Source organism: Streptococcus oralis, from assembly GCF_003942585.1.
GTDB classification, from domain to species: domain Bacteria; phylum Bacillota; class Bacilli; order Lactobacillales; family Streptococcaceae; genus Streptococcus; species Streptococcus oralis_BE.
The window spans coordinates 1-17563 of the sequence record NZ_RJNK01000013.1; the positions used below are offsets into that span (position 1 = coordinate 1).

Annotated in this window: 19 protein-coding genes, 1 tRNA gene, 1 rRNA gene and 2 pseudogenes; 2 read left to right on the forward strand and 21 right to left on the reverse strand. The window is 42.0% G+C overall.

Going from position 1 to position 17563, the window contains the following annotated elements; genetic code table 11:
* The 3 genes from D8862_RS09115 to rlmD all read right to left on the reverse strand — a co-directional run.
* A 16S ribosomal RNA gene (locus D8862_RS09115) occupies positions 1–116 on the reverse strand; the annotation flags it as partial.
* A gap of 233 nt (positions 117–349) precedes the next feature.
* Positions 350–421, reverse strand: a tRNA-Glu gene (locus D8862_RS09120).
* 67 nt (positions 422–488) lie between these two features.
* Positions 489–1850 (reverse strand): 23S rRNA (uracil(1939)-C(5))-methyltransferase RlmD, encoded by a 1362-nt coding sequence (rlmD, locus tag D8862_RS09125; RefSeq protein WP_125450116.1) that lies wholly within the window; start codon positions 1848–1850, stop codon positions 489–491.
* Between the two features lie 37 nt (positions 1851–1887).
* Here rlmD and recX point away from each other — a divergent pair, with 37 nt between their 5' ends.
* Both recX and ntdP read left to right on the forward strand, forming a co-directional pair.
* Positions 1888–2664, forward strand: a complete 777-nt coding sequence (recX, locus tag D8862_RS09130) for a recombination regulator RecX (protein WP_125450118.1) — start codon at positions 1888–1890, stop codon at positions 2662–2664.
* A gap of 88 nt (positions 2665–2752) precedes the next feature.
* Positions 2753–3286 (forward strand): nucleoside tri-diphosphate phosphatase, encoded by a 534-nt coding sequence (ntdP, locus tag D8862_RS09135; protein WP_000775318.1) that lies wholly within the window; start codon positions 2753–2755, stop codon positions 3284–3286.
* A gap of 69 nt (positions 3287–3355) precedes the next feature.
* Here ntdP and D8862_RS09140 read toward each other — a convergent pair whose 3' ends face one another.
* From D8862_RS09140 to D8862_RS09230, 18 genes and pseudogenes are all read right to left on the reverse strand, one after another.
* On the reverse strand, positions 3356–4123 hold the full coding sequence (locus tag D8862_RS09140; protein ID WP_000567567.1) for an epoxyqueuosine reductase QueH: 768 nt from the start codon (positions 4121–4123) through the stop codon (positions 3356–3358).
* 125 nt (positions 4124–4248) lie between these two features.
* Positions 4249–5871: a chaperonin GroEL gene (gene groL, locus D8862_RS09145; protein WP_000031559.1), complete on the reverse strand. Its 1623-nt coding sequence runs from the start codon at positions 5869–5871 to the stop codon at positions 4249–4251.
* Positions 5872–5885: 14 nt separating this feature from the next.
* The gene (groES, locus tag D8862_RS09150; RefSeq protein ID WP_000917328.1) at positions 5886–6170 is read right to left on the reverse strand and encodes a co-chaperone GroES; all 285 of its coding nucleotides are present in this window, start codon (positions 6168–6170) and stop codon (positions 5886–5888) included.
* Between the two features lie 307 nt (positions 6171–6477).
* The gene (locus D8862_RS09155) at positions 6478–6873 is read right to left on the reverse strand and encodes a single-stranded DNA-binding protein (protein ID WP_125450120.1); all 396 of its coding nucleotides are present in this window, start codon (positions 6871–6873) and stop codon (positions 6478–6480) included.
* A gap of 76 nt (positions 6874–6949) precedes the next feature.
* Positions 6950–7711, reverse strand: a complete 762-nt coding sequence (locus tag D8862_RS09160; RefSeq protein ID WP_125450122.1) for an SDR family NAD(P)-dependent oxidoreductase — start codon at positions 7709–7711, stop codon at positions 6950–6952.
* A gap of 41 nt (positions 7712–7752) precedes the next feature.
* Positions 7753–8379: a YtpR family tRNA-binding protein gene (ytpR, locus tag D8862_RS09165; RefSeq protein ID WP_125450124.1), complete on the reverse strand. Its 627-nt coding sequence runs from the start codon at positions 8377–8379 to the stop codon at positions 7753–7755.
* Positions 8380–8393: 14 nt separating this feature from the next.
* Positions 8394–8711, reverse strand: coding sequence for a thioredoxin family protein (locus D8862_RS09170; RefSeq protein ID WP_061588758.1), 318 nt, complete (start codon positions 8709–8711; stop codon positions 8394–8396).
* Positions 8708–9007 carry a DUF4651 domain-containing protein gene (locus D8862_RS09175; protein WP_125450126.1) on the reverse strand — a complete coding sequence of 100 codons (300 nt, stop codon included), beginning with the start codon at positions 9005–9007 and terminating at the stop codon, positions 8708–8710. Before D8862_RS09175 ends, D8862_RS09170 begins: the two co-directional genes overlap by 4 nt.
* A gap of 93 nt (positions 9008–9100) precedes the next feature.
* Positions 9101–9226 (reverse strand): annotated as a pseudogene (locus D8862_RS09180) (choline-binding protein A); the annotation flags it as partial.
* A gap of 48 nt (positions 9227–9274) precedes the next feature.
* A complete protein-coding gene (locus tag D8862_RS09185; RefSeq protein WP_125450130.1) occupies positions 9275–9982 on the reverse strand; it encodes a B3/B4 domain-containing protein in 708 nt (235 codons plus the stop codon).
* Positions 9983–10120: 138 nt separating this feature from the next.
* Entirely contained in the window at positions 10121–10711 is a 591-nt protein-coding gene (gene rpoE, locus D8862_RS09190) for a DNA-directed RNA polymerase subunit delta (protein WP_049537909.1), read from the reverse strand.
* A gap of 404 nt (positions 10712–11115) precedes the next feature.
* On the reverse strand, positions 11116–12261 hold the full coding sequence (locus tag D8862_RS09200; RefSeq protein ID WP_125450132.1) for an FtsX-like permease family protein: 1146 nt from the start codon (positions 12259–12261) through the stop codon (positions 11116–11118).
* 3 nt (positions 12262–12264) lie between these two features.
* Complete coding sequence (locus tag D8862_RS09205) at positions 12265–12945, reverse strand: ABC transporter ATP-binding protein (RefSeq protein ID WP_125450134.1); 681 nt, start codon at positions 12943–12945, stop codon at positions 12265–12267.
* Entirely contained in the window at positions 12942–13517 is a 576-nt protein-coding gene (locus D8862_RS09210; protein WP_125450136.1) for a TetR/AcrR family transcriptional regulator, read from the reverse strand. The genes D8862_RS09205 and D8862_RS09210 overlap by 4 nt, the downstream gene beginning before the upstream one ends.
* A gap of 117 nt (positions 13518–13634) precedes the next feature.
* Positions 13635–13778 carry a hypothetical protein gene (locus D8862_RS09215; RefSeq protein ID WP_185760860.1) on the reverse strand — a complete coding sequence of 48 codons (144 nt, stop codon included), beginning with the start codon at positions 13776–13778 and terminating at the stop codon, positions 13635–13637.
* Positions 13779–13815: 37 nt separating this feature from the next.
* Complete coding sequence (locus D8862_RS09220; RefSeq protein WP_125450140.1) at positions 13816–14571, reverse strand: protein NO VEIN domain-containing protein; 756 nt, start codon at positions 14569–14571, stop codon at positions 13816–13818.
* 70 nt (positions 14572–14641) lie between these two features.
* Positions 14642–17293, reverse strand: a complete 2652-nt coding sequence (locus D8862_RS09225) for a valine--tRNA ligase (protein ID WP_125450142.1) — start codon at positions 17291–17293, stop codon at positions 14642–14644.
* A gap of 12 nt (positions 17294–17305) precedes the next feature.
* Positions 17306–17563, reverse strand: a pseudogene (locus tag D8862_RS09230) (ribosome-binding factor A); the annotation flags it as partial.

The window sequence follows — 17563 nt, forward strand, 5'->3', positions numbered from 1 at the left end:
ACTCACCCGTTCGCAACTCATCCAAGAAGAGCAAGCTCCTCTCTTCAGCGTTCTACTTGCATGTATTAGGCACGCCGCCAGCGTTCGTCCTGAGCCAGGATCAAACTCTCATTAAAAGTTTGAGTTCTCACTCATTTCTGTCACTGACAGATTTATTGTTTTTTTCATTGTTCAGTACTATAACCTTAGTTATAGTGCCCTGCACATTGGTTCGTCTTGTTCAGTTTTCAAAGGTCTTTGTCACTCAATNTCTCTCAAGCGACAACTATATTAGTATATCACAGCTGNTGANCTATGTCAACACTTTTTTGAAACTTTTTTTACTTTTTTCNTCCCTGCNATACACCCATAGTCCGTACGGGATTCGAACCCGTGTTACCGCCGTGAAAAGGCGGTGTCTTAACCCCTTGACCAACGGACCTTGAGTTTTTCAACTCTTTCTATTATACCTACTTTTTCCTCTTTGTCAAGAACTTTTTTCAGTGAATTTAATTTTTTCTTTTCTTCACTAACTTAACCACTGCTTCTGTCCGTGCAGTGTGGGGAAACATATCGACTGACTGGATATACTGAAGATCATAGACTTTTACTAGTTTAACTAAATCTCGTGCCAAGGTCGAAACATTGCAGGATACATAGACCATTTTTTCTGGAACATAAGTCAGAATGGTATCCAACAACTTATCATCTAAACCCGTACGAGGAGGGTCTACTATCAGTGCATTCGCTCGGTAACCCTCTTGATACCAGCGTGGAATGATTTCTTCAGCTGTCCCCGCTTCGTAATGGGTATTGTCAAAACCCATTCTTTGAGCATTTAGCTTGGCATCTTCAATGGCTTCTGGAATAATATCCATCCCTCTGAGACTCTTGACCTTATTTGCGAAGGCGAATCCAATTGTCCCAACACCGCAATACGCATCAATCAGATGGTCTTCTTTGCTGACATCCAGAGCCTTAACTGCTTCACTATAGAGAATCTCGGTCTGCTCTGGATTGAGCTGATAGAAGGCTCGAGGGGAGAGAGAAAACTCGTAGTCGAGTACTCCTTCTCGAATACTCTCTTGGCCCCAGATAATTTCTGTCTTTTCACCATAGATTTCACTTGTTTTTGCTGTATTTGTATTGACTGCAACCGTAACGACTTCTGGAAAATCCTTGACCAGGTCTTTGACTAGTTGATTTAAATTAAGCTGGCGATTTGTGACAATGATAATCTGGACTTGTCCAGTTTTTCTCGCTCGACGTACCATGATGGTGCGAACGCCTAGTGTTTTTCTCTCATCGGTGATGGGAATTTGATGGTAAGTGAGAAGCTCAGCTAGGCGATTCGCAATCACTTGGGTTTCCTTATCTTGCACCAAACAGTCTTTCAACTCTACGAGATAATGAGAGTTTTGCGCATACAAACCTGACTTGACCTGATTGTTGAATTTCCGAGTCTGAAATTGAAGCTTAGCACGGTAGTACTTTGGTTTCTGCATTCCGATAGTTGGACGGATTTCATAGTTTTCATATCCTGCAGGAGCAAATTTTTTCAGGGCTTGGTGGAGCAAATCCGTTTTGAACTCCAACTGTTTATCGTAGTGAAGGTGCATGATTTGGCAACCACCACATTCATTATAAATCGTACAAGCTGGTACGACTCGAAATTTAGACTTCTTATTAACCTTTAGTAATTTGGCTTCAACAAAGTTGCGTTTAATAGAAGTAATTTGACAATAGATATCTTCTCCTTTGAGGGCTCCAGGCACAAATACTAAAGTTTTTTGGTAAAATCCGATTCCCTCGCCATTGATGCCCATCCGCTTGATTTTTAAAGGTATTTTTTGTTTGACTTTCAGATTCATACCCCTATCTTATCACATTTTAGGGTATAATAGAACTATGAAAATCACAAAACTTGAAAAGAAAAAACGTCTCTACTTGATGGAACTAGATGGACAGCAAACCTCTTATATCACGGAGGATACCATTGTCCGTTTTATGTTGTCTAAAGATAAGGTGGTTAGCAAGGAAGAATTAATCGAGATACAGGGCTTTGCTCAGTTTTCTTATGGTAAGAATCTCGCCCTCTACCATTTATCCTTCAAGTCTCGTACTGAAAAGGAAGTGCGAGAGTATCTGAAAAAGTATGATATTGAAGAAATAATCATTAGTCAAGTTATCGCTAATCTTAAAGAAGACAACTGGATTAATGATTGTCAGTATGCCTACTCTATCATCCATGCCAATCAACTTTCTGGAGATAAGGGACCCTATGTGCTGGCTCAAAAACTGTCTCAAAAAGGGATTGCCAAATCAACTATTGAAGATGTTTCAAAGGATTTTGATTTTTCAGAGGTTGCTCAACGTGTTGCAGAAAAACTGCTTAAAAAATACAATGGAAAGCTTCCCGCTCGTGCCTTGCAGGATAAGATTATTCAAAACTTGACGAACAAAGGCTTCTCCTATTCTGATGCTAAAAATGCTTTTGATGACTTGGATAGTCAAATTGACCAAGAAACGACTCAGGAACTCATTTTCAAAGAGTTAGACAAACAATATACTAAATACACTCGCAAATATGAAGGTTACGAACTAAAGCAACGATTGACTCAAGTTTTGGCTAGAAAGGGCTATGATTTTTCGGATATAGCCAGCGCTCTCAGAGAATATCTTTAACATTTTCATGTAAAATTCAAAAAAATTAGACCAATTTATGATATAATAGTAGACGATAAACTTATAAATTGTAGAAAGTTGGTTAGTTATGAAACTTCCAAAAGAAGGCGACTTTATTACAATTCAAAGTTATAAGCATGATGGGAGTCTTCACCGTACTTGGCGGGACACCATGGTACTAAAAACAACAGAGAACGCTATTATTGGCGTCAACGACCACACACTTGTTACCGAAAGTGACGGTCGTCGTTGGGTGACTCGAGAACCGGCTATTGTTTACTTTCACAAAAAATATTGGTTTAATATCATTGCCATGATTCGCGATAATGGGATTTCCTACTATTGCAATATGGCCAGCCCCTACTATCTAGATGAGGAAGCCCTGAAATACATTGATTATGATTTGGATGTCAAGGTCTTCACTGATGGTGAAAAACGTCTCTTGGACGTTGAAGAGTATGAGCGCCATAAACGCAAAATGAAGTATTCTGATGATTTAGACTATATTTTGAAAGAGCATGTTAAAATCCTTGTTGATTGGATCAACAATGGACGCGGTCCTTTCTCAGAGGCCTATGTCAACATTTGGTACAAACGCTACATAGAACTAAAGAATCGGTAAAGTTGTCAAACTGGGGTGAGAGCCCTGGTTTTTTATTTGAAAAACCCAGCCTGGAAGCTGGGTTAATTGCTATATATCTAATTTAGTGACAGTAAACTTGATATGGGAATAGTCTTTTTCAACATCCTTATCCAACAAGAAAGCTGTGGCATCCTTCTTAACCTGAACAAGATCTATGTTCTGGGCTTGAGCTGCATAGACGCATCCACAATAACATTGACGATAGATATCATACTCCTCGCACATCTCTACCGAGCGCTTGTAGCCTTGATTTTTCTTGAAATCACTTGGAAGATAGTGGGTGGTATAAATCTTTTGTACATCGATTCCGATGCTGTTGATGGTTTGAGAATTCTTATGAGGACTGATGGTCAAAGCTGAACCAAAGTAGTCAAAGCCCAAATCCATAGCTACCTGTGCTGTTTTGTCCAAACGGTAGTCAAAACAAACCTTGCAACGGTCACCACCTTCGGGTTCTTCTTCTAGTCCTCTAACTAACTTCCGGTATTCATTGGGTTCATATGGGGCTTCTAAATACTGGACCGTATTACCTGTCCGCTCATTGAAATCACTGACAAATTTCTTGGTGACGTAAGCTCGCTTGTGGTATTCTGCCTTGGGATGGATATTGGAATTGGCAAAATAGATGGTCACATCCGCGTATTTGGTCAGGTATTCTAGGGTGTAGGTACTACAAGGAGCACAGCAAACATGCATGAGAATAGTGGGACGTTGCTCATTTTTCTCCCAAACTTGAACCATTTTTTGCATAACACGGTCATAATTAATCTTCTGATTGGGATTCATCTTGCTCAGAATTTCTTCTACATCAATCATGTTCTTCTCCTTTTTCTAGTCTTATTTTATCATATAAGTTAGGAGAGCTCAAATCAATTTTAGAAGAGAAAACCATAAAAGGAGGGAATGTTCTTCCCTCCGTTTGTGTTTTTTATAAGTTACTTTTACATCATGCCGCCCATCATGCTTGGATCCATGGCTGGAGCTGGGGCTGCTGGTTCCGGTTTATTGGCTACGACTGCTTCTGTTGTCAAAATCAAGCTGGCTACAGATGCTGCATTTTGTAGAGCTGAACGGCTCACTTTAACTGGGTCGATGATTCCCTCTTCAATCATGTTGACCCACTCGCCAGTTGCTGCGTTGAAACCTGTGCCAACTTCCGCATTTTTCAAACGATCGATAACGATAGATCCTTCAAATCCTGCATTGTGGGCGATTTGACGAACAGGTTCTTCCAAAGCACGGAGAACAATATTGCGGCCCGTTGCTTCGTCTCCTGTCAATTCCAAATCAGCTACGGCAGGGATAACATTTACAAGGGCTGTTCCACCACCTGCAACGATTCCTTCTTCAACAGCTGCACGAGTAGCGTTGAGGGCATCTTCAATGCGGAGTTTCATTTCTTTCAACTCAGTTTCAGTTGCAGCACCGACCTTGATAACAGCGACACCACCTGACAATTTTGCCAAGCGTTCTTGCAATTTTTCACGGTCAAATTCAGAGGTTGTGGTTTCGATTTGAGACTTGATAACCGCAACACGGTGAGAAATAGCTTCAGGATTGCCAGCACCTTCTACGATAACCGTGCTGTCTTTGTCCACAGTCACTCTAGCAGCTTGACCAAGCGCCTCAATCGTCGCATCTTTCAACTCAAGACCAAGGTCTTCTGTGATGACAGTTCCACCTGTCAAAATAGCGATGTCTTCAAGCATGGCTTTACGACGGTCACCAAAGCCAGGAGCTTTGACGGCAACGACATTGAAGGTTCCACGAATCTTGTTCAATACAAGAGTCGGAAGAGCTTCACCATCTACATCATCCGCAATAATCAGGAGAGGACGATTGCTTTGGAGAATACTTTCTAGAAGTGGCAAGATTTCTTGGATATTTGAAATCTTCTTATCAGTAATCAAGATGTATGGATTTTCAAGGTCAGCCACCATCTTTTCGCTATCTGTTACCATGTACTGTGAAAGGTAGCCACGGTCAAACTGCATTCCTTCTACGACTTCAAGCTCTGTTTCCATACCGCGTGACTCTTCGATGGTGATGACTCCGTCTTTGCCAACTTTTTCCATAGCTTCAGAGATGTATTCACCGACTTTCTCAGAACGAGAAGATACAGCAGCAACCTGAGCGATGGCTTCTTTATTAGCAACTGGAATGGCATTGTTTTTCAAGGCTTCTACAGCTGCGGCAACTGCTGCTTCAATCCCACGACGAATGCCGATTGGATTAGCACCTGCTGTGACGTTTTTGATTCCTTCGCGGACGATAGCTTGAGTCAAAACAGTTGCAGTTGTTGTTCCATCACCTGCGATATCGTTGGTCTTTGAAGCCACTTCTGACACCAATTTAGCACCCATATTTTCAAAATGGTCTTCCAACTCGATTTCTTTGGCAATGGTTACACCATCATTGGTAATCAAGGGTGAACCGAATGATTTTTCCAACACAACATTACGACCTTTTGGTCCCAAGGTTACTTTAACAGTGTCTGCAAGGATATCGACACCACGAACCATAGCTGAACGAGCATCAGATGAAAATTTAATTTCTTTTGACATACTTACTTCTCCTTCTATTCTTCAATGATCGCCAAGATGTTGGCTTCGCCAACGATGATGTACTTTTCATCGCCATCTTTGACATCAAGACCTGCATGAGCTTCAACTAAGACTCGGTCTCCAGGCTTAACGCTTGGAGCTACCAAGTCACCGTTCAAGGTACGAACACCTTGTCCAGTAGCTACAACTTGGGCTGTTTTTGTTTTTTCTTGGGCTGAGCCTGCAAGGACAAAGCCCCCAACAGTTTGTTCTTTTTCTTCGATTTTCAAGACCACACGGTCTCCTAATGGTTTCAACATCTGTTTTCCTCCATGATGAACTACATATTATTAGCACTCTTTATATCTGAGTGCTAATTTATGGTTCTATTGTATCACTTGGTCAGAAATAGTCAAGAAAAAAGTCTGACTTTCTCAAGATAAAAAGCCTGAGACCAACTCAGACTTTTTAATGCTTATACTCAATGAAAATCAAAGTGCAAACTAGGAAGCTAGCCCCAGGTTACTCAAAACAGTGTTTTGAGGTTGTGGATAGAACTGACGAAGTCAGTAACCATACCTACGGCAAGGTGAAGCTGACGTGGTTTGAAGAGATTTTCGAAGAGTATTAAAATGGCAATTCTTCCTCTTCCAAAACCAAATCTGCCAAATCCTGTCCTGCGTTATTTTCACGCAAGGCACGTTGGGCGCGGCTTTCCAAGAGTTGGAAACCTGTCACGAGAACTTCGGTCACATAGTTCATCTGCCCATTTTTCTCAAAGCGACGGGTACGCAATTCCCCATCAACAGAAATGAGGCTACCTTTAGTTGCGTAACTTGCCAAGGTTTCAGCCAATTTTCCCCAAAGAACAAGATTGATAAAGTCGGCTTCGCGTTCGCCATTTTGGTCTTTGTATCGACGATTCACAGCAATCGTTGCGCGCGCTACTGACTTGTCATTGTTGGTTTTGTGCAATTCTGGTGTAGACGTCAAACGCCCAATCATGATAACTTTATTATACATTTTTCATCCTCCTACTTATCTATTCGCAGGAAATCAAAAAAAGTTACAGAAATTTGTAACTTTTCGAGGAAATTTTTTACTTTTTATGAACCATAAATCCAGTCGCCTGTTGATTGGCCATAATGGTCATATCTGTAATCTGCACACGACGGGGCTGACTGGTCACATAAACAACCGTATCTGCGATGTCTTGTGCCTGCAAGGCCTCAATTCCCTGATAGACCGCCTCAGCTCGCTCTTTATCACCGTGAAAACGAACTGTAGAGAAATCTGTTTCGACAATCCCTGGCTGAATGGTGGTCACCTTGATATCCGTTGCGATGGTATCAATTCGCAGTCCATCTGAAAAAGTCTTGACAGCTGCCTTGGTGGCTGAATAGACCGCTGCACCAGCGTAGGCGTAAATTCCTGCAGTTGACCCCATATTGATGATATGGCCTTGATTGGCTTTTACCATGGAAGGCAAGAAACAACGAGTAACTGCCATCAACCCCTTGACATTGGTATCCAACATGGTCAGCATATCCAATTCTTCATAGTCCTGATAGGGAGCCAAGCCAAGAGCCAGTCCAGCATTATTGACCAAAATATCAATCTGCCCTATCGTTTCTAAAATATCGGAGCAGATAGTCTTGACCATGGTCATATCCGTCACATCCAGTGGAAAGGTCCAAACTGTTTGATTTGGAAAAGTTTCTGCAAACTCTGACTTGAGGGCCTCTAGTCTGTCTGTCCGTCGCCCTGTTAGAGCGACATTCTCCCCCTGCTCCAGATAAGCACGCGCAATCGCTTCACCGATTCCTGAGGTTGCTCCTGTAATCACTACATTTTTTGCCATCTTATCCCCCTCTATCTAGTCTATCAAACACTGACAATTTCCTAGGCAGTCCAGTGTTTGGCTGGATCAAATGGAGTTCCGACAACTTGGTCTTCTGATAATTCAATAACCCCACGTTTTTGCGGAGCATTTGGCAAGGCAAGTTCACGAGGGCTACACATCATACCAAAACTCTTCTCGCCACGAAGTTCGCCTGGGAAAATGAGATTGCCTTTTGGCATCATCGTTCCAGGAAGAGCCACAATGGTTTTCAATCCGACACGCGCATTGGGAGCCCCTGCAACGATTTGCACTGTCTTGTCACTTGCGACTGCAACTTGGCAGATGTTAAGGTGGTCACTATCTGGATGAGCTACCATCTCGACAATCTCACCAACAACAAACTTAGGTTCCTTGTCATTGACAATTTCTTCTGCAAATCCTTCCGCCCGCAATTCTTGGTTCAAACGTTCTACTTGCTCATCTGATAAAAAGACTTGACCGCGCTCCGCAATTTCAAACAAACTTGAAACTTCGAAAATATTCCAAGCTACTGTTTCTCCATTTTCTTTGAGGAAAACACGGGCTACCTTGCCTTTACGCTCCACGTCCAGTTTGGCATCTCCGCTGTTTTTCACGATGATCATAAGGACATCGCCGACATGTTCTTTGTTATATGTAAAAATCATTGTTTCCTTTTCTCCTACTTCAGTCCTGCTAAAAAGTCGTTAATTTGTTCCTTGCTTTTACGGTCACGGTTGACAAAACGACCGATTTCCTTGTCCTTTTCTAGAACAACAAGACTAGGAATCCCGTAAACATCCCAGAGTTTAGCTAGATCCAGATACTGGTCTCGGTCCACTCGAATAAAGGTGAACTCTGGATTGGTTTCCTCAATCTCTGGCAAGGCTGGATAGATATAACGACAATCGCCACACCAGTCCGCCACAAAAAGGAAGACCTTCTTGCCATCTTGCTCGACAAAACCTGCTAGCTCTTCTATACTATTAGGAGTAATCATAAGACTTCCTCCTCATAGACTAGGTCTTCATTTTCATAGACAAAGGTATAATGACAGCCATCCTCGAAAATGACTCCTCCGACAAGTCGCTCTAGGCTACTTTCGTAGACTTGAACATAGAGAGTCGCAATCTCACCCATATCTGAGAAAAGTTCGCGCACGATAGCGGTCAACTCTTCTTGAGTCTTCATGAGTTTGTGATTATCTGCTGCTTTTTTAGCCCCTAAAGCAAGGGCACTTAGACCAGCCACAGTCAAGCCAGTCATCCATAATTTCTTAGCTTTCATACCATTCATTGTAACACAAAAAGGGCTCTAGGACAAATAGGGAAGCAGTATATAGCCAAGGAAAATCCCCTTCCCTCAATGAGGAAAGAGGACATCTAATTCTTATTGCCAAGCGCCTGAGTTGCCGACATAATAACCATCAGGTGTGTAGGTGTTGCGAAGCATTTTACCTGAGGAATTCAGATAGTACCACTTGTCCTTGTCCTTTATCCAAGCATTGGACTTCATAGCACTTTCCTCCTTTGTTTACATACCATAAAGTGGGTGCTATAAAACTCAGTAAATGTCCTGAACCACCGTGCGGTCTTCTTCAAGAGAAATGACTTTCTTTTCAAACTGCAAATTAGGCATGCAAGCAACCAAATCCTTTTCAATTTCTTCTAACGCTTCTAAACGCATCTCGACAGAAGTGTTTTCATTTCCTTGAATGATGAAAATAGCATTTTTTGTATCTTCATCAAATTTGTAATGTTCACTATCGCGGACATCCAGCCAAGCTAGAACTCCTTTATCATCACGATAGACGTAGTCCGTCTGCGCAACGTGCTTCTCCGTTGACAAGATAGGTAGGAAAATGTCCTCCCTTTGGCTAACAGAAAACTCTATCTGCCCTCCAATCTTATCCAAATCATGCCCACCAATCGCCAGCAAAGAAGAAAGCGCCTCTACATTGTAGATATCGATGATACTATTGATGTGAGGGAGAGAGCCACGATGCTGGATATTGCGAATGAGGGCGACCACTGTCGGTGGATTTTTCTTGACGCTACGCCCGACTCGCTGGAGCAACTGCCTATAACCTTGGACAACAAGAGACTCTTGAACTTCTTTTACATCACACTCTAGCGCCCATTTCTCCCTCTCCTCTTTCTTTTTCAGAAAAGCAAGAGGTAAATCAGCATGAGGATCGACGTTTTTAGCAATACCAATCACGACATTCTTGATCCCCAAGTCATACAAACTTTTATCTAAACGAAACTCCATCGGCAGGTACCTCCTTTGAAAAATGCTCAACTTTCTACTTTTATTTTACACCTTCTAGCGCCTGATTTCAAGGAAATCACCAACTCTCTCCCGACAAATAAAAAGAGAAGATCAAACCGATCTCCTCTGTGAGGCTTCTTATACTTCGTCGCTCGTTTCAGCGTCATCATCTGAGAACTCGTCGTCTTCTTCGTTGAGATCCACATCTTCACCCAAGTCATCAGGAGCGATTTCGTTGATTTCCGCATCGTAAGCTTCCACTTCATTTTTCTCATCATCTGGATTTTCATCATCATATGAAAGAGCTGGATCTGCTTCGTATGCATCTTCATCTTCTGGATCATCCGCATTGTAGTCAATGGCATCTGAATCTCCATCCATGAAGGCATTAACACGCTGTTTCTTAGCTTTTGGTGCTACTTCATCATCGTCACTTTCTTCAAGAGCGATGATTTCTTCGTCGATTTCGTCTACGCCATACCATGAACGAAGCCCCCATTTGTTGTCTCCAAGAGAGATGAAGCTACCGTCAAAGTTCAACTCTGTGTAGAACAAAGGCAAAGCTTCGCGGATATCGCTGTTTGATGTTCCAAGGTAGTTTTGAATTTCGTTAACAAGATCGCTAAAATGCATCTCATGATCGCGACCACGAAGTTCCAAGATAGCACGCGCTACCTCAATCATAGATAGTTCACTTTTTTCTTGCCCAGCAAATACTTCTAATTCCAAAGCGTTTCTCCTCATTTTTACTACTATCGTCAGAGCAGACAGACTCTGACCTCATTTTATCATGTACTCTTTATTGTACGATAATTTTGCCGAATAGTCAAAGGTTAAGAAAAAATAAAGGTGAAATATTTCAGCTAATTGAAAGACCTGTGTAACATGACCACAGGTATATTGATTTATTTATAACTCAAGGCTGCAACTCCAATACCAACCACAAACTGCAAGAGGATTCCTACAGAGATAAAGGATTATTTGTTGCATCAAATCAAGTAAAAAGATCATTTCAGGTCCTGCCAGTAACTTCGTTTTCTTTCCTTTATTTCATTTTCCCTAGAATAGTGAAAAATCCTTCTCTTGTTAATGAGTTTCATAAGAAAAAGGCTGGAGAATCCAACCTTCTCTATTTATTCAGCTAAGAGTACTTCTTTGATGGTTTGCTTTTGGAGTTTTCTGTTGGATAGATAAAAGAGGCTTTCATAAACCACAGCAAAACCGATCAAAGTCCAGAAGCAAACATTCCTATCAAAGTGATGCTCAATCTTTTCAGGAACCGTATCTTTGATCACACCAATCAAGATCTCCATGATAGCATACTGATAAGTCGTCCCAAGAACAAATCCTAGATAGGCCCAGAAACGATGGGGAGATAGGATATGACCTTGGCATTCACGATTTGTGTAGCCAAAAGCCTTCATAAGAGCCAGGGTTTCGCGACTTTCTGAGACGACAATCCCCAATGACAAAAAGAGAATAGAGAAAGAAAGGATCAAGCCAATCATGATCATCATGGTTTGGATGATGTCATCTGTGTAGTCCCTTAGACCAAAGGACAATTGAACCATGGCCGCAAAACACATAGAGCCAAAGACTACAAAAAACAGGATCGATTTTCTCCCCCAAATCAGCGACGAAGACAGCTCTTTTAGGAAGGATTTTTCTTTCTTAGGAGCACTTTTTCCCCTTTTGACCTTAATCGATGTTGGAGATTTTTTCAATAAGCGAAGGGCCGGCGTTTGTAGTTGTCTTCTAGCATAACCAATCGCAAGAACCATAAAGAAAGTCGTTGGCAGTATCACTAAAGCAATCAAGAGCTGCCAGTGAAAATGAATGGTGATTTCTGGCAAAATCCCCTTTTCATTCCGGAAGTCATAAAAATGTCCCATCATTAGAAAAGAAGCTAAATAGCCAAGAAGCGCTCCAACTCCAAAACTGAGTCCAAAAGCCCAAAATCGTTTAGCCAACTGGCCATTGCTATAGCCTAAAGCCTTTAAAATCCCTAATTGCTCCTTGTGGTCATCGACAAATTGTTTGATATAAAAGCACATGAGAAGGATCGACGTCAAGGACAAGACAACCCCACTGACCATGGCCACCATCCAGGAAAGTGAAACCTGGGCATCATAATAGACCATAATCATCGGATTGGTTTTAGAAATTTCCAACTGCTTGATATCAAGATAAAAATTCAAGAAGAGATTGGCCACAAAAACCGCACAGGCTCCAATGATACTGACGACAACTAATTTTCGAATATCTTTTACTGAAAACATGGCTTACCATCCAATCTCATAAGCAGTCTGTGGCTGATCATTGGTCACAACTTCAGTAATTTTGCCACTATTGACGCGAATGATGGTTCTGGCCATATCCGCAATATTTTGGTTGTGTGTCACCATGATTAGGGTAAAGCCTAGCTTTTCCTTCAACTTCCAGATATAGTCGAGAATCTTGCGCCCTGTTTCTTCATCCAGGGCTCCCGTCGGTTCATCTAAGAAAAGAATCTCTGGCTTTTTGGCCAAGGCCCGAGCAATGGAGACTCTCTGCTGTTCCCCACCTGACAATTCACTCGGATACTTGTCCAGCTTATCGCCAAGTCCCAAATCCTCGATAATCTGCAAAAAATCATGATTGTTTGCCAGGTCTGCCCCCATCTTTACATTCTGTCTGACTGTTAGATTAGGCAATAAATAATACTGCTGAAAGATAAAGGCAATCTTCTCACGTCTAAAGGCTGTCAATTGAGTATCTGTGAGTTGAGCCAAATCCTGTCCTTGAATGAGGATATGTCCCTCGTCTACCTTTTCTAAACCTGACAGAACGTTTAAGAGAGTTGACTTGCCTGATCCAGAAGGACCGAGGATAACCACATCATCCTGGTCTTGAATCTGCAAATCAATCCCTTTTAAAACCTTGGTTTGGCCGTAACTTTTGTGCACATTTTCTAGTTGAATCATTTCTTTCCTAACATTTCTTTGATGAGAGATTGACAAACCTCTGTCAGTAATCCAATCACTTCTTCCATGCTGAATTGATAAATACCAGAAGCAACCATAGAGGCCATGCCGTGTGAGTAGATAAATAAATGCTGGTACAGGCGACTAGCCTCCTCTAACGTCAATGGATAGTCTGCTACAATCGATTCCAGAACCAATTGGTAACTATGATCCTTCATGGGAAGAAAATCTTGAAAGCGACGAATCGGATCTTTGCTAGGATTTTGGAAAAGCAATTGAAAAAGTTGGGGCTCTTTTGAGGCGAACAGGATATAAGCAACCCCGACAGATTGAAAAGGCTTCTCATCTTCTAAAGCCTTTCGTATATACTCCACTACGACCATCTCTGCAGCAACAATAACCTCTGCTTGTAACTCGGCCATATTGGCAAATTGCCCAAAAATCACTCTCGGTGTGGCTCCCAGTTGCTCTGCTAATGCTCGAGCCGTCAAACTAGCCATGCCCTCTTCTCTCACCAATTGTAAAGCTGTCCCAATGATAGTCTCTTTACTAAATTTAACCTTTGGTGGCATAAGACTCCTTTCGCGCAACATTTGTTACGCAACACTTGTTGCATAACAGGATACCATAAAAAAGAAAGACTTGTCAAGAAAAAACTGTAAAACACAAAACAAAAAACAGCGGACTTTTTATTTCTTTGCTACCCAGCCGATAGCATCGCTAGGTGGATTTTCGGTATCAAGCCAGATGAATTCATTCCCGATTTCCCCATTTTTAAACTTGGTCAAGCCAATACCGTTGATTTCTAGTTCGTTGAGTCGTTGTCCTGTCAAAACTTCTCGTTCCTTCAACTGGAAAAGTTAAGGGGAACTAATATAAATCTTCAAGACTTCTGTATTCTATAACTTCATTCTTTATGATACTCTTTTTAAATTCAAAATGATTCAATGGATTATCGATTAATACTAACTTTGGAATATCATCCAGGTTGGTAACCAAGGATAAAATAAAATCTGATTGAAACTCTTTTGCTTTCTCAAATTCTCTAGCAGTCAAACGAATACGCCCTTTAGATTTTCGAATACCTTTAACTTCGGCAAGGTAATAATGTTCTTGAACATCTACTTGGAAATCATAACCATCACCATAAAGGCGGGCATCAGTTAATTGTCCACCTTGAAATTTTTCTTCTTTATCAAAATGGAGTATAAAGTAATTTTCTGCTTTCATTCCAGTTTCTTGTAGACGTTTGAATTTAGTTCGAACTATTGGCTTTTCAATGACTGCTATACCTGTTTTCTTCCCTTCGCTTGCAAGTAGCATTTTAACGATTTCTGCAAAATTGTGAACATCTTCATTCCCAAACATCATATCAATTAAATCTTTACGAAAACGGTAAACTTCGGCTTTTTGCCACCAACCTTTCCAATTGTTCTCAAAATAGGGGTCAAATAAATCCATTCTATTTTTGACTACACTGGTTGTTTCTGCGATGCCTAAAGAAACTATATAACGATAAAACTCGGATTTACTAGAGAATTGAAACTCTTTTATAAATAGCTTATCAAACTTGGCAAGACCATAGTCAATTAAATTTAGCAATTCATAATGAGGGGGTTTAGACATAACTTTCTCCATTAATAGATATTGATTTCATTATACCAAAAAAACACGGCATTCCACCGTGTTTCTGTTTCTATTTCACCAACTTCTTCATCTCATCAATACGTGCGACGGTCGCGTCGTATTTAGCTTGGTAGTCGGCTTGTTTGTCGCGTTCTTTTTGGACGACTTCTGGTTTGGCGTTGGCTACGAAGCGTTCGTTAGAGAGCTTCTTACCGACCATGTCCAGTTCTTTTTGCCATTTAGCGAGTTCCTTGTCGAGGCGAGCTAGTTCTTCTTCGACATTGAGGAGGTCTGCCAGTGGCAGGTAGATTTCTGCTCCTGTGATGACGCTTGACATAGCAAGTTCAGGCGCAGGGATGTTTGAAGCGATTTCTAAGTGTTCTGGATTTGTGAAGCGTTTGATGTAGTTCACATTGCTGTTAAAGAAGGCTTCCAAGTCGCTATCGCTTGTCTTAACAAGGATGGTAATAGGCTTGCTTGGTGCTACGTTTACTTCCGCACGCGCATTCCGAACGGCACGGATCAAGTCTTTGAGACTTTCCACACCAATATGAGCTGCGAGGTCTTCAAAGGCTGGGTTTACAGTTGGGTATGCTGCTGTGACGATAGAGCCTTCTGAGATTTGTCCAAAGATTTCCTCTGTCACGAATGGCATGATTGGGTGAAGGAGACGAAGGATCTTGTCCAAAGTGTAAAGGAGAACAGAACGTGTGATAACTTTCTCTTCTTCGTTGTCGCTATAAAGGACTTCCTTGGTCAACTCAACGTACCAGTCCGCAAACTCATCCCAGATGAAGTTGTAGAGGATGTGGCCAGCGACACCAAACTCAAACTTATCAAAGTTTTCAGTGACTTTGCCGATGGTTTCATTGAGGTTGTGGAGAATCCAGCGGTCAGTGACATTTCCAGCTTCCTTGTTAACAACTTTTTCGACATTGGCTGTTGCTTGCTCGAGGGTCAATCCTTCATTGTTCATGAGGATGTAGCGAGAGATGTTCCAAATCTTGTTAATGAAGTTCCATGAAGCATCCATTTTCTCGTATGAGAAGCGCACGTCTTGGCCTGGTGCAGAGCCGTTTGAAAGGAACCAACGCAGGCTATCTGTTCCGTACTTATCAATAACATCCATCGGATCAATCCCATTGCCCAGTGATTTAGACATCTTACGGCCTTCCTCATCACGAATGAGACCATGAATCAAGGCATTTTTGAATGGCGACTTGCCAGTAAATTCCAAACCTTGGAAAATCATTCGAGATACCCAGAACGGGATAATATCATAACCAGTCACCAAAGTTGATGTTGGATAATAACGTTTGAAGTCTTCTGAGTCGACATCCGGCCAACCCATGGTTGAGAATGGCCAAAGGGCAGAGCTAAACCAAGTATCTAAGACGTCTTCGTCCTGAGTCCATCCCTCACCTTCTGGAGCTTCTTCACCGACGTACATTTCACCCTCGGCATTGTACCAAGCAGGGATTTGGTGACCCCACCAGAGCTGACGAGAGATAACCCAGTCGTGGACATTTTCCATCCATTGGAGGAAGGTATCGTTGAAACGAGGTGGGTAGAATTCTACCTTGTCCTCTGTGTCTTGGTTGGCAATGGCGTTTTTCGCCAATTGGTCCATCTTGACGAACCATTGCGTAGACAAGCGTGGTTCCACCACGACACCTGTACGCTCTGAGTGACCAACACTGTGGACACGTTTTTCGATTTTAACGAGGGCACCGATTTCTTCCAACTTAGCAACGACTGCCTTACGAGCTTCAAAACGAGCCATGCCTGCAAATTCAAAGGCCAAGTCATTCATAGTTCCGTCGTCGTTCATGACGTTGACTTGTGGCAAGTTATGACGTTGACCAACCAAGAAGTCGTTTGGATCGTGGGCAGGCGTGATTTTCACGACACCAGTACCAAACTCAGGGTCTGCGTGCTCATCTCCAACGATTGGGATGAGTTTGTTAGCGATTGGAAGAACGACATGTTTGCCAATCAAGTCCTTGTAGCGTGGGTCTTCTGGATTGACCGCAACGGCAACGTCCCCAAACATGGTCTCAGGACGAGTTGTCGCAACTTCAAGGGCGCGTGAACCGTCTTCCAGCATGTAATTCATGTGGTAGAAGGCACCTTCGACATCCTTGTGAATCACCTCGATATCAGACAAGGCTGTGCGAGCAGCTGGGTCCCAGTTGATGATAAACTCACCACGGTAAATCCAGCCTTTCTTGTAAAGGTCGACAAAGACCTTGCGAACAGCTTTTGACAAACCTTCGTCAAGGGTAAAACGCTCGCGAGAGTAGTCTACAGAGAGACCCATCTTGCCCCATTGTTCCTTGATGGTCGTCGCATATTCGTCTTTCCATTCCCAGACCTTGTTAAGGAATTTTTCACGACCGAGATCATAGCGGGAAATGCCTTCACCACGCAAGCGCTCCTCAACCTTAGCCTGAGTCGCAATCCCAGCGTGGTCCATCCCTGGAAGCCAAAGCGTATCAAAGCCTTGCATGCGTTTTTGACGGATGATAATATCCTGCAAAGTCGTGTCCCAAGCGTGACCAAGGTGAAGTTTCCCAGTTACGTTTGGTGGTGGAATGACGATAGAGTATGGCTTAGCCTTTTGATTGCCTGAAGGCTTGAAAACATCCGCATCAAGCCATTTTTGGTAACGACCAGCCTCAACCTCGGCTGGATTGTATTTAGGTGAAAGTTCTTTAGACATTATTTTTTCTCCTTAATTGTTTTTATTTACAATATTTACCAAACCAATTTTTGATAATTCAATATAAATTTCATCAATTTCTGCAAATGCTGCAAGTGGTGACAGAGTACAGTTTCCAGGATTATATTTAAGATCGTATTTGCTTATCTTTGAAATATAATATCTTGCGTGTTTCAATTTTAATGATTCCAACTTTGACTTAATATCAACTAATGTATTATGGTTTAACTTTAAAAATAATTCATTATAATTACCATAGAGAACGGTGAG

Coding starts and splice junctions, on each gene's coding strand:
- ntdP (WP_000775318.1), top strand. CDS start 2,753: ATGAAACTTCCAAAAGAAGGCGACTTTATTACAATTCAAAGTTATAAG.
- groL (WP_000031559.1), bottom strand. CDS start 5,871: ATGTCAAAAGAAATTAAATTTTCATCTGATGCTCGTTCAGCTATGGTT.
- ytpR (WP_125450124.1), bottom strand. CDS start 8,379: ATGATTTTTACATATAACAAAGAACATGTCGGCGATGTCCTTATGATC.
- D8862_RS09210 (WP_125450136.1), bottom strand. CDS start 13,517: ATGCCACCAAAGGTTAAATTTAGTAAAGAGACTATCATTGGGACAGCT.
- D8862_RS09185 (WP_125450130.1), bottom strand. CDS start 9,982: ATGGAGTTTCGTTTAGATAAAAGTTTGTATGACTTGGGGATCAAGAAT.
- groES (WP_000917328.1), bottom strand. CDS start 6,170: ATGTTGAAACCATTAGGAGACCGTGTGGTCTTGAAAATCGAAGAAAAA.
- D8862_RS09220 (WP_125450140.1), bottom strand. CDS start 14,571: ATGTCTAAACCCCCTCATTATGAATTGCTAAATTTAATTGACTATGGT.
- D8862_RS09155 (WP_125450120.1), bottom strand. CDS start 6,873: ATGTATAATAAAGTTATCATGATTGGGCGTTTGACGTCTACACCAGAA.
- D8862_RS09170 (WP_061588758.1), bottom strand. CDS start 8,711: ATGATTACTCCTAATAGTATAGAAGAGCTAGCAGGTTTTGTCGAGCAA.
- D8862_RS09175 (WP_125450126.1), bottom strand. CDS start 9,007: ATGAATGGTATGAAAGCTAAGAAATTATGGATGACTGGCTTGACTGTG.
- D8862_RS09140 (WP_000567567.1), bottom strand. CDS start 4,123: ATGATTGATGTAGAAGAAATTCTGAGCAAGATGAATCCCAATCAGAAG.
- recX (WP_125450118.1), top strand. CDS start 1,888: ATGAAAATCACAAAACTTGAAAAGAAAAAACGTCTCTACTTGATGGAA.
- D8862_RS09160 (WP_125450122.1), bottom strand. CDS start 7,711: ATGGCAAAAAATGTAGTGATTACAGGAGCAACCTCAGGAATCGGTGAA.
- rlmD (WP_125450116.1), bottom strand. CDS start 1,850: ATGAATCTGAAAGTCAAACAAAAAATACCTTTAAAAATCAAGCGGATG.
- D8862_RS09200 (WP_125450132.1), bottom strand. CDS start 12,261: ATGTTTTCAGTAAAAGATATTCGAAAATTAGTTGTCGTCAGTATCATT.
- D8862_RS09225 (WP_125450142.1), bottom strand. CDS start 17,293: ATGTCTAAAGAACTTTCACCTAAATACAATCCAGCCGAGGTTGAGGCT.
- D8862_RS09205 (WP_125450134.1), bottom strand. CDS start 12,945: ATGATTCAACTAGAAAATGTGCACAAAAGTTACGGCCAAACCAAGGTT.